Origin of the sequence: Pedobacter sp. R20-19, assembly GCF_000708265.2 — a bacterium.
Lineage (GTDB): Bacteria > Bacteroidota > Bacteroidia > Sphingobacteriales > Sphingobacteriaceae > Pedobacter.
On the sequence record NZ_JCKI01000002.1, the window covers coordinates 140,328 to 156,037 of the forward strand.

At 36.1% G+C, this 15,710-nt stretch carries 12 protein-coding genes; 3 read left to right on the forward strand and 9 right to left on the reverse strand.

Annotated features, from left to right (window positions below):
• Positions 1-6: 6 nt before the first annotated feature.
• Positions 7-1,743, reverse strand: a complete 1,737-nt coding sequence (locus AN34_RS04450) for a GMC oxidoreductase (protein ID WP_029282728.1) — start codon at positions 1,741-1,743, stop codon at positions 7-9.
• 269 nt (positions 1,744-2,012) lie between these two features.
• Here AN34_RS04450 and AN34_RS04455 point away from each other — a divergent pair, with 269 nt between their 5' ends.
• Positions 2,013-3,218 carry an SAM-dependent methyltransferase gene (locus tag AN34_RS04455; protein WP_231625482.1) on the forward strand — a complete coding sequence of 402 codons (1,206 nt, stop codon included), beginning with the start codon at positions 2,013-2,015 and terminating at the stop codon, positions 3,216-3,218.
• A gap of 142 nt (positions 3,219-3,360) precedes the next feature.
• Here the strand turns inward: AN34_RS04455 and AN34_RS04460 are convergent, their stop codons facing one another.
• Positions 3,361-3,720, reverse strand: coding sequence for a DUF1304 domain-containing protein (locus AN34_RS04460; protein ID WP_029282730.1), 360 nt, complete (start codon positions 3,718-3,720; stop codon positions 3,361-3,363).
• Between the two features lie 360 nt (positions 3,721-4,080).
• Between AN34_RS04460 and dnaK the strand changes: the two genes are divergently transcribed.
• A complete protein-coding gene (gene dnaK, locus AN34_RS04465; protein WP_029282731.1) occupies positions 4,081-5,991 on the forward strand; it encodes a molecular chaperone DnaK in 1,911 nt (636 codons plus the stop codon).
• A gap of 203 nt (positions 5,992-6,194) precedes the next feature.
• On the opposite strand, the gene AN34_RS04470 is transcribed toward dnaK, so the two are convergent.
• From AN34_RS04470 to AN34_RS04500, 7 genes are all read right to left on the reverse strand, one after another.
• A complete protein-coding gene (locus AN34_RS04470; protein WP_029282732.1) occupies positions 6,195-7,268 on the reverse strand; it encodes a phosphotransferase enzyme family protein in 1,074 nt (357 codons plus the stop codon).
• Entirely contained in the window at positions 7,259-8,158 is a 900-nt protein-coding gene (locus AN34_RS04475) for a sugar phosphate nucleotidyltransferase (RefSeq protein WP_029282733.1), read from the reverse strand. The genes AN34_RS04470 and AN34_RS04475 overlap by 10 nt, the downstream gene beginning before the upstream one ends.
• Positions 8,159-8,217: 59 nt before the next feature.
• Complete coding sequence (locus tag AN34_RS04480; protein ID WP_029282734.1) at positions 8,218-9,786, reverse strand: helicase HerA-like domain-containing protein; 1,569 nt, start codon at positions 9,784-9,786, stop codon at positions 8,218-8,220.
• 101 nt (positions 9,787-9,887) lie between these two features.
• Complete coding sequence (locus AN34_RS04485; RefSeq protein WP_029282735.1) at positions 9,888-10,187, reverse strand: chaperone modulator CbpM; 300 nt, start codon at positions 10,185-10,187, stop codon at positions 9,888-9,890.
• Between the two features lie 3 nt (positions 10,188-10,190).
• The gene (locus AN34_RS04490; RefSeq protein ID WP_029282736.1) at positions 10,191-11,087 is read right to left on the reverse strand and encodes a DnaJ C-terminal domain-containing protein; all 897 of its coding nucleotides are present in this window, start codon (positions 11,085-11,087) and stop codon (positions 10,191-10,193) included.
• 194 nt (positions 11,088-11,281) lie between these two features.
• Positions 11,282-11,683, reverse strand: a complete 402-nt coding sequence (locus tag AN34_RS04495) for a helix-turn-helix domain-containing protein (protein ID WP_029282737.1) — start codon at positions 11,681-11,683, stop codon at positions 11,282-11,284.
• 490 nt (positions 11,684-12,173) lie between these two features.
• Positions 12,174-14,591 (reverse strand): S9 family peptidase, encoded by a 2,418-nt coding sequence (locus AN34_RS04500; RefSeq protein ID WP_029282738.1) that lies wholly within the window; start codon positions 14,589-14,591, stop codon positions 12,174-12,176.
• A 366-nt stretch (positions 14,592-14,957) separates the two neighbouring features.
• On the opposite strand from AN34_RS04500, the gene AN34_RS04505 reads away from it, so the two are divergent.
• A complete protein-coding gene (locus AN34_RS04505) occupies positions 14,958-15,377 on the forward strand; it encodes a transcriptional regulator (RefSeq protein WP_029282739.1) in 420 nt (139 codons plus the stop codon).
• Positions 15,378-15,710: the final 333 nt, after the last annotated feature.

Sequence of the window (15,710 nt, forward strand, 5' to 3'; positions counted from 1 at the left end):
TAATTCTTAAATGTTTTGTTTTTTCTTTTGAGCTAAAATATATTCGGCGGTGCGCATAGATAATGCAAGAATTGTCCAGGTAGCGTTTTTATCACCTTGCTGTACAAATGAACCTGCATCTACTACAAATAAGTTCTTGCAGTCATGAGCCTGACAATATTTGTTTAGTGCAGAATTTTTAGGATCATCGCCCATTCTAATAGTACCTACCTCATGGATAATTTTTCCTGGTGGAAGTAATCCATAATTGGTTTCTGGTCCCTGAATTTTAGAAGTCACTACGCCGCCCATTTCTTTCATCATAGTGAGGAAGGTATCCTGCATGTGTTTGGCCTGTAAAATTTCTTCCTTGGCCCATTTGTAGTGAAATCTCAATACTGGAATACCAAACTTGTCGACCGCATTTGGATCAATTTCACAATAATTATCTGCTCTCGCTATGGCTGTTCCTCTCCCCGCCATACCAACAGTTGTACCATAGAAACGGCGATAATCATCTTTCAAAGATTTCCCGTAGCCACCAGCATCCTTCATTTTGCCGTCTCTGCCGGGGACCATGCCATTCATTTCTGCAACACCGCCCCCGAACCCGTAGGCAGGCATTCCCATTCCGCCCCAATATTCAATGTGGTAACCTCTAGGGAAGTTAAGTTTCTTATTGTCTAGCCACCATGGAGAATAAATATGCACACTTCCTAAGCCATCTTCATTATAACGTTTTCTATCCATTAACTGAGGCAAAAATCCTGAAACGCTTACGCCTGTAGAATCATGGAGGTATTTACCCACTATACCACTACTATTGGCTAAACCATTAGGATGTGCGGATGATTTAGAATTCAATAAAATACGGGCAGATTCACATGCGCTGGCACCTAAAATTACCATTTTTCCATTTACCTGATATTCCTGTAGATCTTTCCGGTTTACATAGGAAACTCCTTTGGCAGACCCATCTTTATCTGTAATCACCTCACGAACCATTGCATCAGTAATTACGGTTAGGTTTCCGGTTTTAACTGCAGGAATCACCAAACACGATGAAGAAGAAAAGTCGCCATATACTTTACAGCTTCTACCACATTGGCCACAATAAAAGCAGGGTGCCCTATCGCTATTATTTGGTAATGGTTCTGTTAAAACAGAACCACGGCCAGGGATAACCTTAACACCTGCTTTATCTGCTCCTTTTTTGATGAAAAGCTCAGTCAATCGGGGTTTTGGTGGTTTCATGAAGATTCCATCAGGCTCATTAGGCAATCCTTCTTTGGTGCCATAAATCCCGATTAAACGATCAACTTTATCATAGAAAGGTTTCACATCATCGTAAGTAATTGGCCAGTCATCAGTTAAGCCATCTTTTGCCTGAAAATCAAGTGGACCCATCCGAAGTGATATTCTTCCCCAGTGATTGGTACGTCCGCCCAGCATTCTGGATCTGAACCATTCAAATTCAGTTTTATCTTTGGTGGTATAAGGTTCACCTTCCAACTCCCAGCCACCGTATGAGGCATCAAAATCTCCGAAAGGTCTTGTAGTAGATGCACCACGACGGGGAGATTCCCAAGGCCATTTTAATTGATGTGCATCTATTCGGGGATCGAAATATTGACCAGCCTCAAGCATTAAAACCTTTTGACCCGCGTTAGCTAAAACATAGGCCGCCATACCGCCACCAGCACCAGATCCAACAATAATGGCATCATAAACGGTAGGCGATTTTTTTATCTGAAAGTCACTCATGTAATATGGATAGAAATTAACTAATTAATATCTAATCTAAAACTAATTTCTTTGAAATAAAAGTGATCACCTTCTTTGGAATGATTACAGATAATCTGTTTTTTTGCATTCCTAAATCGTATTACCTCTCATCTTTATTCTTTTAATCAAAAACCTATATTCAAAGTATAAACAGAGGTTTAAGATAATTGGTAAGTCGCTCAATTGTTACATTATGGGGCGACGTTCATTCTCATGATAAAATGATTTATCTTTGAATTTAAATTTTAATGATGGTATTTTCTGAACACATTGCCCAATTTCTTTCGGCTTTAGAAGTTAGCTTAAACGTAAAAAACTTTGCAAAAATTTCTTTAGGGAATTACAAAGGAAAAGAAGAAGCTTTAAAGCAAATTCTGGTTCGTAAGGTGGTGATCAGGCGAGAGGAAAAATTGGCTTTTACTTTCCGGTACAAAACAAGAGACATAGTTAAAAATTTTAATTCAGCGGAAGCGATTAATTTAATAGCGGAATACCTGCAAAATGGATTCAAAATAGCTACCTTATTTACAACAGCAAAGGATTTGATTTTTGAAGAATTAAATAATGGAAAGACTGTAATCAGAGAAATAAATGCGTCTATTAAAGAAGTTCCGGCAGATGTTCATGATCAAACAAAAGAGCGATTGATTAAGCCTGAATTAAAACTTTACTTAAATGAATTAAAGATTACCGATGCTGATGGTAAGGTCTATAAAAATGCGCAGGATAAATTCCGTCAGATTAACCATTACATTGAAATTTTGAGTGCGCTGATTAAGGAGTTACCAGATGGAACAATTAAGAAAGTAGCCGATATGGGATCGGGTAAAGGTTATTTAACGTTTGCTTTATATGATTATCTGCATTCCATTCTTAAATCGGAGTCTGAGGTGATTGGTATAGAATACCGCCAGGACATGGTTAATCTATGTAATGAGGTAGCAAAGAAATCTTCATTTGATGGATTAAGTTTTGTTCAGGGAACGATTGAAGATTACGATGCTACGGATGTAAATTTATTGATTGCGCTTCATGCCTGTGACACTGCAACGGATGATGCCATTTATAAAGGAATAAAAGCAAATGCTGATTTAATTGTTGTTGCGCCTTGCTGCCATAAACAGATTAGACGGGAAATAGAGAAGAATAAGGTGAAAAATGATATTTCGTTTTTAACTAAACATGGAATTTTTCTGGAACGCCAGGCCGAAATGGTTACTGATGGTATTCGTGCTTTAATTTTGGAATACTTTGGCTATAAAACTAAAGTATTTGAATTTATTTCTGATGTACATACGCCGAAGAATGTGCTTGTTGTTGGGGTAAAGAAAGCAGAAAGCTTAAAGCTAAAAGCGGAAAGCGAAAGAAAAGCAGAAGTTTTACAAAAGATTAAAGCGAGTAAAGCATATTTTGGGATTGGCTATCATCATTTGGAAAGGTTGTTGGAGCTTTAAGAATATTCTTCATTCTGATCCGATAGCTATCGGATTTGTTTCAGCATCCTTCAAGATAAGACCCTAAAACCAGTTCAGGGTGAGGATAGCGGCCAGGAATTTACCATGTTTGTTGGTGTGACACCAACAAATAGAATGGAACTTACAGATGCAATAAAATTAATGCAACTAATGCCGGGATAGATTGCACATAAAGGATTTTCTTACTGGCGGTGGCTGCACCATATATACCAGCTACGATTACACAGATTAAGAAAAATATGGCAACATATATTTTCCAATGCTGATCATTAATGCATAAAGACCAAATTAATCCGGCTGCCAGAAAACCATTGTACAAGCCCTGGTTTGCGGCCAATGTTTTTGTAGGTAGAAAAAGGTCTGCAGGTATGGTTTTAAAAACTTTTGGAGCTTTGGTTGTCCAGGCGAACATTTCTAACCATAAAATATAAAGGTGAATGGCGGCGACCAGGCCAATCATAATTTGTGCAGCTAATTGCATGATGTATTGGTTTATTTATTGAAGATACAATAAATTGTGAATTATTATAGTTGATTTTTATAATGGATATTCTATCTGGTAACCTGTTGCTTGAATAGTAAGCTAACTTACAATATAATCTTAACCTCATCATTAGACTCTAAATTAGCTTTAGTCTTTCAATATTAACTTTAGTCTTTAAGCTTTAACCTTTCAACTTTTACATTTAATCTTAGTTCTGTCATGCTGTCAGTAAACTTTAGGCCTATTTTTTACATTTTATCAGTCTTTTGTGCATATTTTCTGCCAAAACCCGATTGGCACAAGCATTGTTTAATAGGTAGAAATTAGAATAATAAAAAGAAAGAAAATATAAATACAATGGGAAAAATTATTGGAATAGACTTAGGAACAACAAACTCTTGCGTGAGCGTAATGGAGGGCAATGAGCCTGTAGTTATCGCAAACAGTGAGGGTAAACGTACTACACCGTCTATTGTTGCTTTTGCAGAAAACGGTGAGCGTAAAGTTGGCGAGCCTGCTAAACGTCAGGCTATAACCAACCCAACAAAAACGATATATTCGATTAAACGCTTTATGGGTAGCAGCTACGACGAAAGTGCGAAAGAAGCTGGACGTGTACCTTATAAAGTTGTTAAAGGTGATAACAACACACCTCGCGTAGAAATCGACGACAGAAAATATACTCCACAAGAGATTTCTGCAATGATTCTACAGAAAATGAAAAAAACTGCTGAAGATTTCTTGGGTCAGGAAGTTACTGAAGCGGTAATTACTGTACCAGCTTACTTTAATGATGCTCAGCGTCAGGCTACTAAAGAAGCAGGTGAAATTGCAGGTTTATCTGTAAAACGTATCATTAACGAGCCTACTGCAGCTGCTTTAGCTTATGGTTTAGATAAAGCACACAAAGACATGAAAATTGTTGTGTTTGACTGTGGTGGTGGTACTCATGACGTTTCTGTATTAGAATTAGGTGATGGTGTTTTTGAAGTAAAATCTACTGATGGTGATACTCACTTAGGTGGTGATGACTTTGACCACATTATTATCGACTGGTTAACTGATGAATTTAAATCAGAAAACAGCATGGACCTTGCGAAAGATCCAATGGCGTTACAACGTTTAAAAGAAGCTGCTGAGAAAGCTAAAATTGAGTTATCAAGCACAACTTCTACTGAAATTAACTTGCCATATATTACTGCTGATGCTAGCGGCCCTAAACACTTAGTGCGTACATTATCTCGTGCTAAATTTGAGCAATTGGCTGATAGCTTAATCAAACGTACTATTGAGCCTTGTAAATCTGCATTGAAAAATGCTGGTTTAAGCACTAGCGATATCGATGAAATTATCTTAGTAGGTGGTTCAACTCGTATTCCTGCTATTCAGGATGCTGTTAAAGCTTTCTTCGGTAAAGAGCCAAGTAAAGGTGTTAATCCTGATGAGGTTGTAGCAATTGGTGCTGCTATTCAAGGTGGTGTGTTAACTGGTGATGTGAAAGATGTATTGTTATTAGACGTTACGCCTTTATCATTAGGTATTGAAACTATGGGTGGTGTAATGACTAAATTAATTGAGTCTAATACAACTATCCCAACAAAAAAATCAGAGACTTTCTCTACAGCTGCTGATAACCAGCCTTCAGTAGAAATCCATATTTTACAAGGTGAACGCCCAATGGCTAACCAAAACCGTACAATTGGTCGTTTCATTTTAGATGGTATTCCACCAGCACCTCGTGGTGTGCCTCAGGTAGAAGTATCTTTTGATATTGATGCTAACGGTATTTTACACGTAAGTGCAAAAGATAAAGCTACCGGTAAAGAGCAAAAAATTCGTATCGAAGCTTCTTCAGGTTTAACTGATGCTGAGATCAAAAAAATGAAAGAAGAAGCAGAAGCTAATGCAGCTGATGATGCTAAACAAAAAGAAGAAGCAGATAAAATTAACGGTGCTGATGCTTTAATCTTCTCTACTGAAAAACAATTGAAAGAGTTTGGTGATAAATTATCTGCTGATAAAAAAGCGCCAATCGAATCTGGTTTAGAGAAATTAAAAGCAGCTCACTTATCACGTAACTTTGCAGATATTGATGCAGCACAAGCTGAATTGCAAAATGCATGGAACGCAGCATCTGAGGAAATGTACAAAGATGGCGGTCAGCCTCAAGGTGGTGAACAACCACAAGCTGATGGTCAACCTCAAGGTGGTGGCGATAACGTTACTGATGTTGATTTTGAAGAAGTAAAAGAAGACGATAAGAAATAAGTCTTGAGTCTGAAGTCCTGAGTCGAAAGTCTTGGGATTATATAAAAAGCGTTTCTGATTAAGTTCAGAAACGCTTTTTTGGTTTTAAAATATTCTAAACCTATAAGGTTTTTAAAACCTTATAGATTTGATTCCAACGTTTCTAATTAGGTTCGAAACGCTTTTGGTTTTAAAATATTTCTAAACCTATAAGGTTAGGTGGTTTATAGATTTGATTCAATAATATCCTGTAATTCTTTTTCGTTTACGGATAGTTCATGAAGTAACTTAAACTGATTTTTTGCCCGGTCTAAATTTTGTGTCGGATAATTAATCGGGTAATAAGTATTCCCGTTTAAAAAATCAGTTAAGAAGCGCAAGGCTTGCATGTAGATTATGTATTTGCCTGAGAATAAAATCAATTTCTTTTCTGTTTCGGTTAAAATACTTTTCATTTCGGAAAGATAACCTTTAATCATTGCCTCGAAATGGGGTAACCGAATGTTGATTTTGCTTAAATCGGTTTCATTTTCAGAGAAGGCACATAGATAGGTACGCATCATATCACCCAAATCTGATATAAATTTGCCTTGCATGATGGTATCTAAATCGATTACACAAACACCTTTAAAAGTTTTTGCATCCAAAAGCACATTACTTATTTTGGTGTCATGATGCATCACACGGTCTGGAAAGTCTTCGCGATGGCTAAAAGAGTTAAAGTAATCAAGCAGGTGTTTTTGTGAAGTTGCATCTTCTATTTGCTGTTTCGCAATAATTTTTAATTCAGTAGGGGCTAGTTTTAAGGCATTTTCAAACTGATCTACACGCAGGCTTAAATCATGGAATTTTGGAATGGTTTCCTGAAGTGTGTTGGTATCAAAATCTGCTAACAAGCGGCTTAATTTTCCAAACTGCCTGGCTGCCTCATATGCTTGCTGTGGCTCATTTAACACTTCTAGAGAAACGGTGTGGGAGATGTAGGGTAATAACCGCCAATATTCACCATTTATAAATGCCATTTCTTCGCCACCAAAGGTAGAAATAGGTTTGATAAAAAGGTAAGCGGGGTATTTTGTTGCCAGGTAATTTGCGATTAGTTTGAGGTTACTGGCAATGTTTTGTGGATGCTTAAAAACACTGGTATTGATATTTTGAAGAATGAATTTGTTTTCTTCAGATACTGGTGAAAGCAAATAGGTACGGTTAATTAAGCCCGTACCTATTGGTGTTATTATTGTATTTACTTTTGTAAATCCATAAGCTTTTAATACTTCTGAATCTAAATTTAGCTCCATAGTTTTTCAGGATACGTTCCGTTTTTAACCAATTGGTCTATAGAATCCTGAACATATGGTTTATCTTCTTTATAAGTTACACCAAACCATTTATTAGAAGTAGGAACAACTTTAAAAGTAGCTGTATTGTTTCTTACCAGATTTTCGCCAATTAGTGGAATAAAAAATTCTGCTTTAGGTTTATCTTTATTAGCCATTGCAAATTCCTTAAACAAGCCTTCTGTAATTTCAAAAACAGCTGGCGTAAAGCCCCAGAAATTCATCGACACTGGCGTACTGAAATCTAACGGAAATTCTTCTCCATCTTCTTCGTAGAAAATTTTTCCGTCTTTTGGATAAACTTTTGTACGTTCTACAATTTCTGATAAGTTACCAGATTCGTCTACTTTACAAACACCTCTTGATACCGAACCAAATTCAGAAAGTGTTTTACCAATTTCATAGCCTATAATAGAATAATTGCTGTCGTTAGCTTCTGTGTTTAAGAAATCAGCCATTTTTTGAAAGGCATCAAAACCATAATAATCATCGGCATTAATTACACAGAAAGGCTCTTTAATTACATTTCTTCCTGATAGAATTGCATGAGCAGTTCCCCATGGTTTTTCTCTATAAATTTCTTCCTCTATGCCGAATTGTTTTAAGTCGAAATTTTGAAAAACATATTCTGTTTCTATTCTGCCATTTAATTTTGGCTCAAAAATAGATTTAAAATTATCTACAAATTCTTCTTTAATAATAAATACAACCTTGCCAAATCCGGCATTAATTGCATCATATATGGAGTAATCAATAATGGTTTCGCCATTTGGGCCAAAGCCATCAATTTGTTTCATACTGCCATAACGGCTTGCCATCCCGGCAGCCAATATCAATAGAGTTGGTTTCATCTTATAAAAATTAATGGAGCGTTAAATGTTATTGTATTAATATTAATTATTTTGGAGGATTAAAAGCCAAAAAAACCGCCAGTTTTGGATCTGGTTTTCTTACCAGTTAGCATTCCGAATATACCCCTAACAATTTCTTTGCCAATTTGGCGAGTGATGGTTGCACCCATTACCTGTTCTACCAAACTTTTTTCTCCTGGTCTGGCCTTATTTTCTTGTGTTTCTTTTTTTTGTAACTCTTTTTCCTGCTTTTCTTGTTCTGCTGCTGCCGCCTGATCATTGATTCTTTTTGTTAAAATTTCATAGGCACTTTCAGGATCGATTAAATCTTTATACTTGCTAAACATCTGGCTACCTTGTATCAACTTTTCAAAATCAGCGGATGCTAAGGACCCCATTGTGGCGCGTGGAGGAGTAAGCATGGTTGCTGAAACTTCAGTAGGGATTCCTTTTTCATTTAATACGGTGATTAGTGCTTGTCCGGTACCAAGTGAGGTTAATATCTTATCTATTTCATAGAAATCGGATTTAGGATATGTGTTTACCGTTTTTTTAAGCGCATCTACATCGTTTGGTGTAAATGCCCTAAGCGCATGTTGAACCCGGTTACCTAATTGACCCAATACGCTTTCTGGTACATCTGTTGGAGATTGGGTGCAGAAAAATACGCCAATTCCCTTTGATCTGATTAATCGGATAATGGTTTCAATCTGTTCTAAAAAGGCCTTTGATGAATTTTTAAATAATAAATGTGCTTCATCAATAAAGAAAACTAATTTGGGTTTATCTAAATCTCCCACTTCGGGCATTGTACTAAACAGTTCGGCGAGCAGACTTAATAAAAAGGTCGAATACAATACGGGTTGATTTTGAACATCAGCAATATTAAGTAAGCTAATGGTACCTTTTCCGTCAACACGTTCAAATAAATCTTCAATGTCAAAAGATTTTTCTCCAAACATGCCACCTAATCCCTGCTGTTCTATTGCCACAATTTTTCTCAGAATTGTACCTGATGTTGAGGTAGAAATACTGCCATAGCTACTTTTTATTTCTGCGGCACCTGCACCTTCTGATAGATAAGAAACGAGTTTTTTTAAATCGTTCAGGTCTATTACTGGCATTTTATTATCATCGGCATATTTGAAAATAACAGCCATTACGCCAGCTTGTGTATCGTTGAGGTCTAATATTTTTGATAAAAGCGTGGGGCCAAATTCAAATACAGTTGCCCGCATTTGTGCGCCTGTTTTTCCAGAGAGCGAATAGATTTCTAAAGGAAAACCTGCAGGCACGAAGGACTTGTTTAACTGCTGGGCACGTTCTTCTATTTTAGGATTAACTGAGCCTGGCTGATTTAAACCAGATAAATCTCCTTTAACATCTAACATAAATACTGGTACTCCGGCATCTGATAACTGTTCTGCCAGTAATTGTAGCGTTCTTGTTTTTCCTGTTCCTGTAGCACCTGCAATTAAGCCATGCCTGTTCATCATTTTTAATGATAAATTAACTTCGGCTTCGCTGTAAACTTGTCCATCTAAAATTCCCGCACCTAAATAAATATATGAACCTGTTGGGGCATAGGATGATTTTATTTTTTCGATAAATTTAGATGACTCATTCATGTAGTTATATTTGATAGTACAATTTAAGAACTAATCTTTAAAAATAGCTGTAGTTGGCTGAACATAGCAAGTACAATTTATTGCACAATGTTTTAGCCTAATTAATTAAACTGTTTATAATGATTTAACTCTGCTTTTAAAGTATTGATTTCGTTTTGCATGGTTTCTACCTGATTTAAAAGTTGTGAAATGGCATGCAAGCCTTCGAGGTTAATATCTAAATCTTTAGCTAAACGAACATATCGCTCCAGTTTCATCAGTTCATCAAGACTTAAAAATGTTAATTGCTTTTGAGTAGTGGTTTTAATGAGACCGAAATCTTCGAGTGATTGGATGAAATCGATCTCTACATGATGATATACACATATATCATGTAGTGCTATTAGATTATTTCTCATCATTTATTAGCTTTTAGAAAGTTTTTCGAATAGTTCTTTTTGCTCCTGGTTTAAATTGGTAGGGAGTCTAACTTGCCATTTAATATACAAATCGCCAAACTGATCTGCTTTTTTATAAACAGGAAATCCTTTTCCCTTTAAACGTAGCGTTGAATCGGGTTGTGTACCTTCTGGTATTTTAAGCTTTACTTTGCCATTTAAAGTTTCTACAATTTTTTCGCCTCCTAAAACGGCGGTGTACAGGTCAATTTCTTCCTGTATGTAGATATCATTACCCTTGCGTTTAAATTTAGGGTCTTCGCTGATGTTAAACTTAATGTATAAATCTCCGGGTTGCCCATTGTTGGCGCCGGGTGCTCCATAACCAGAAAGCTTTATCTTTTGTCCGTTTTCTACACCGGCCGGGATGGTAATGCGTACTTGTTTTCCGTTTACTGTTAGTGTTTGTTTTTGTGTGGTGTATGCATCTTTAAGATTTAACTGTAAATCGGCATTATAATCTTGTCCTTTAAAAGGTGATTGCCTACTGCTTCTACCTGCACCGCCACCAAACATGGAAGAGAAAAAGTCTGAAAAATCATCTCCACCAAATCCGCCAGAATAACCACCGCCTCCATAGCCTCCGCCTTGCGATTGGTATTGTCGCTGTTGTTTCTGTTGCGCATCGAGCTGATCAGCATGCTGCCAGTCTTTACCATATTTGTCGTATTTCTTACGTTTCTCCGGATCGCTTAAAACTTCATTGGCTTCGTTGATCTGCTGAAATTTTTTATTGGCCTCATCATTATTCGGGTTTAAATCTGGATGATATTTCCTGGCTAATTTTCGATAAGCTTTTTTTATATCGTCTATTGATGCGCTTTTCTTTAAATCGAGGATTTTATAGTAATCTATGTAGTCCATATGTTGTTAACAAATAAGTTAGTACTAATGTTCAATGTTTGGTGGCTAAATTTACTTTAATATTTTAACGTATAGCTTACTCAAATATTGATTTTTTACTTCAAAAACCATTAAACAAAAATGCCTCCAAAAAATTGAAGGCATCTGCTGTTTAATGATCAGATTAATGTTATTAATATGTAAGGAAATATGATTTACTTCCCTTTTAAAATTTCTATTTTCTCCCGCTCACTTGATAGTAAACGCTCGTACAGTTCAACGATTTTTTCAACAGTATTAAATGTTGGCTGATAATTTACTGAACTTGCAATCAATGTTGAATGATCACTACTGGAGTTATGATAGGTGTTGGATATGACATTAAAAACTACTTCATCACTATAGTTCTTGATTGCTTCTTTGCTTACACCTAATACCGTAGCAACCTTATCTAAAGTGTTATCTTCTATTTGTTCGCTCTGTTCTAATTTACTTACCGCTTGCTGGCTAATGCCAAGTTCTATGGCTAAGGCTTCTTGTTTCATACCACGTAATTCTCTTATGCGGCTAATTTTTCTACCTATGTGAGGAGTGTTTGTTTTTTCTGCGGTTTCCATATTTCAAATATATCTAATTTTTGTGTGGTAAAAAACAATATGGAGTTGTAGTTAACAATTGCCTATTTATGTATATAAGGGGATGGTAGTATAAGTTTATCTTTTGTAAATAAGCAATAGTATCAATTTATTAACCATATAAGGCATTTAAGGATATATAAGGCTAAAAGGAGATGAAAGTTTAAAAGTTGCAGTAACCAATATAGGCTTTGTAGTAAGCAACATAAGGTTTGCTTAAGGAACAATAAGGTTTGCAGTAAGCAATATAAGGTTTGCAGTAAGCAACATAAGGTTTGCAGTAAGCAATATAAGGTTTCCAGTAGGCAACATAAGCTTTGCAGTCTTAAGTGCTTAAGTTAATTATTTAATTTCTACCACCTTAGTCACTTAAGCAAATATGAGCTCATTTGGTAAATAGCTATGAAAATAAAATACCCCTTAAAATACCAGCAGATGCCGGTATTTTAAGGGGTATATCATTGGGAGCAAATTATTTCTTCCCTTTTACATATTTTTCTAACCACTGGTCTTCTTCCCAAAGGGTATGCAGGATGTTTTCTTTTCCACGATAACCATGGGCTTCATAAGGTAAGAATACAAATCGGGTGGTTCCGCCGGCACCTTTTATGGCGTTAAATAAACGCTCACTATTGATAGGGAAGGTACCTGGGTTATCATCAGAATCGCCGTGAATTAACAGTAATGGTGTTTTAATTTTATCGGCATAACTGAACGGACTCATTTCATAATAAAGCTGTGGAACCTGCCAGTAGGTACGTTCTTCATTTTGAAAACCAAATGGCGTAAGTGTTCTGTTGTATGCACCGCTGCGGGCAATGCCTGCGGCAAAAAGATCGGTATGTGCCAGTAAGTTTGCTGTCATGAAAGCGCCGTAACTGTGACCACCAACAGCCATTCTTTTTTTATCGCCAACGCCTAAATCAGATAGTTTATTAATGGCTGCTTCTGCGTTTAATTTAAGCTGCTCTATAAAGGTATCATTTGGTTTTTTACCATCTTTTGCTACAATTGGCATTTCTGCATTGTCTAAAATGGCGTATCCTCGGGTTACCCAATAAATTGGCGAACCCCAGCTAATGTTGGTAAATTTATCTTTAGATCCTCGGATTTGTGCAGCATCTGCTGCTGAGTTAAATTCACGTGGATAAGCCCAGATTAGCGTTGGTAGCGGACCATCTTTAGCTTTATTATATCCTTTTGGTAAATATAAATCGCCTGTTAAATCTACACCATCTGCACGTTTGTATGAAATTTTTTCTTTGGTAATGCCATCAAGTGAGGGGTAGGGATTGGCAAAGTTTGTAATGGGTTGATCTGCTATGCGAAGTACCAGGTTTTTAATGAAGTAGTTAGGCACCATTTTCTGGCTCTCTTTGCGTGTTAATAAAATCAATTTATCAGGATTGATTACATCACTCACATATTCGAAGGTACCTTCTGCACTGCGCCAAATAATTTCATTCTTTTTTGATGCGAGATCAAACTTGGCTAAGAAAGGTAAATCGCCTTTTTCTGATGAGCCTATTTGGTTATTCATCAATAATTTGGTGCCATTATCAATCGTTTTAATTACCTGGCGGCCATATTTATTTTTTACTGTTACGGGCGAGCCTGGGTTGCCATAAGCATCAGTTTGGTTACGGGTATATAATTCTTCTACTGCACCTGTAGTAGGGTTATACCTGCTTACTTTATTGGTTTGCTTACTGCGTAAGCCTTCCATAATTAAAGCCAGGGTTTCATCTCCCCATTGTACGCCACGGTAACGGGTTTGGGTTTTGAATAATTCTTTTTCGCCAGCCGTAAAAGGGGCGCTTAAAGCATAAACTGCATCATGGAAAGGAACATTCTTTTTTATTAAGCCACTATCCAGGGGTTTAGCCCAAATTAGTGTTGCTGGTTCGTCATCTCTCCACTCAAAGCCACGGGCAACATTTTGTGTATTGTCGTAACCAGATGGTGTTCCTTCTGATGAGGGTAATTCTACAATGGTTTTAATGGTTTTTCCATTTAAATCGGTGATGTTGATGGTTGATGGGAAACCAAATGCAGAAACCAGATAGGAAAATGGTTTCCTGATAGTTTCCGTCATCATATAATTTTTATCTGGTGATAGATCTACTTTAGCATAAATTGCTGGTTTGCCAATTGGTGTTTCTATACCAGCAGTATTTTTAACCAATTGTGAGGTAGCGAAAAATTCAAACAACTGCTCATCAAAGGGCGATTTAATTAAATCTTGATAGGTTGCACTTGGTGCAGCTTTGCCCAGGTTTTGTTGAATAGTAGGGCCTTTAGGCATTAAAGGTTTTTTAGGTGCAGCGCTTGCAGGCTGGGTTACGGTACGGTAAATTAGCGTATTATCATTTAGCCAGGTTAATCCGCTCCCTAATACTACATTTAAAAATGCTTTATTGGTTTTTACAGCTTTTTTTGTAGCTACATCTATAACATATAAATCTACTCCCTTTTGTGTAGTTTGGGTAAAGGCAATTTTAGTTTCTGCAGGATTCCAGCTGATATTGCCGGCATATAAAGGCGTTGGTAAGCCTGTAACCTGGGCAGTTTGGTTTGTTTTAATATTTTTCAGACTAAAGTTATTGATATAGTTCTGTCTGCTTGGAGAATAGTTATTTGGATTTAACCTTAAACCGGCAATCCGGTATTCTGGCATTGCCAATTCTTCAACTGAGGGATAAGAATTTCGTTCACTAAATAATATCCATTCTGCCTTGCCATCTATACTTACTGCCGGCGTTGGTTTGGCCAATAATAAATCTGCAATTTCTTTAGGTGGTGTTTGATAACTAATCGCATCTTGTGCGAATGCGTTTAATGAAGTGCAAGCACCTGCTATTAATAAACAGGCGTATAAATTTTTAATCATTTTTGGTGAGTTGTATGAAATAAGGAATGTTCAAATATTGCAAATTTTAAAGTAATGCACCGTAACTTCTTATTTACAGTTAGCAATGATTATGATGAGATCATATATTCCAGCATCAAAATTCTCTTGATAAAAACGGGTTGCTTTAGTTTTTATCTTTAACAGTTGATTAAGAAAATTGTATTATTAAAGATACGGTTTACGTGTTTTTACTGTTTTTATTGTCAAAAACTCTTGAAAATGTTGACATAAGTCAAAAAAATCAACCATATTAACCATAATCCTTCACATTTTCATACTTTCGTTCTGTCAATCGTCCCCGATATTGATTTAATTGAATTTTTAAACTTAAAATTAATTATCTCAATGACAGCAAAATTAAGACACGGTGAGATTTTAGAGCGAATAGTTCGCCGAAATCGAATGGGAATTAGTGAACTCTCCAGGAAACTGAATGTAAGCAGAAGAACAATTTACAATTGGTTTGGCCAAGACAAACTTAATCAAGAAATTATATGGCAGATTGGACAGTCAATAGGACAGAATCTTTCCATTTCTTTTCCTGATATTTTTGTAGAAAGGAATACAGAGGCCACTGGACTTGCAGAAACTGGTGATAAACTATCTACCGATTCAAACTCAGTATACTTTTGGATGAATAAGTACATTCATTTATTAGAAAAATACAACAGTTTGTTAAGTGTTGAAGAAGAAGAGGCTAATGCTGAAGATCAGCATAAAATGCCTTTAAAAAACAGAAGAGCGGAAACGTTCATGTATCAATAATAGCTTATGCTAGGTATTGATAAAAAAATCTAAATCGATGTAAAAAATATTTCGTTTGATAGATTAAAGCAAAAACATTTTATGTTCCTGAAGATTGGGAAATATATTTAAAATAATTGTGCGCAAAATCATTAATTGAAATATAAGTCTAACTAGAAAATTTGATATGATTCTAACGATCTAAATTACCAGATATCACTTACGAATGGTGATTATTAATGAAGCAGGAAGTAGATTTAATACCTTCTGAATTTTCTAAGAATATAGCCACTTATTTTTTAATAAGTGGCTATATATCATTTAAGGTTTAGTAACCTTTTTATGGTGTGCCTG

Coding starts and splice junctions, on each gene's coding strand:
- AN34_RS04450 (WP_029282728.1), bottom strand. CDS start 1,743: ATGAGTGACTTTCAGATAAAAAAATCGCCTACCGTTTATGATGCCATT.
- AN34_RS04455 (WP_231625482.1), top strand. CDS start 2,013: ATGATGGTATTTTCTGAACACATTGCCCAATTTCTTTCGGCTTTAGAA.
- AN34_RS04460 (WP_029282730.1), bottom strand. CDS start 3,720: ATGCAATTAGCTGCACAAATTATGATTGGCCTGGTCGCCGCCATTCAC.
- dnaK (WP_029282731.1), top strand. CDS start 4,081: ATGGGAAAAATTATTGGAATAGACTTAGGAACAACAAACTCTTGCGTG.
- AN34_RS04470 (WP_029282732.1), bottom strand. CDS start 7,268: ATGGAGCTAAATTTAGATTCAGAAGTATTAAAAGCTTATGGATTTACA.
- AN34_RS04475 (WP_029282733.1), bottom strand. CDS start 8,158: ATGAAACCAACTCTATTGATATTGGCTGCCGGGATGGCAAGCCGTTAT.
- AN34_RS04480 (WP_029282734.1), bottom strand. CDS start 9,786: ATGAATGAGTCATCTAAATTTATCGAAAAAATAAAATCATCCTATGCC.
- AN34_RS04485 (WP_029282735.1), bottom strand. CDS start 10,187: ATGATGAGAAATAATCTAATAGCACTACATGATATATGTGTATATCAT.
- AN34_RS04490 (WP_029282736.1), bottom strand. CDS start 11,087: ATGGACTACATAGATTACTATAAAATCCTCGATTTAAAGAAAAGCGCA.
- AN34_RS04495 (WP_029282737.1), bottom strand. CDS start 11,683: ATGGAAACCGCAGAAAAAACAAACACTCCTCACATAGGTAGAAAAATT.
- AN34_RS04500 (WP_029282738.1), bottom strand. CDS start 14,591: ATGATTAAAAATTTATACGCCTGTTTATTAATAGCAGGTGCTTGCACT.
- AN34_RS04505 (WP_029282739.1), top strand. CDS start 14,958: ATGACAGCAAAATTAAGACACGGTGAGATTTTAGAGCGAATAGTTCGC.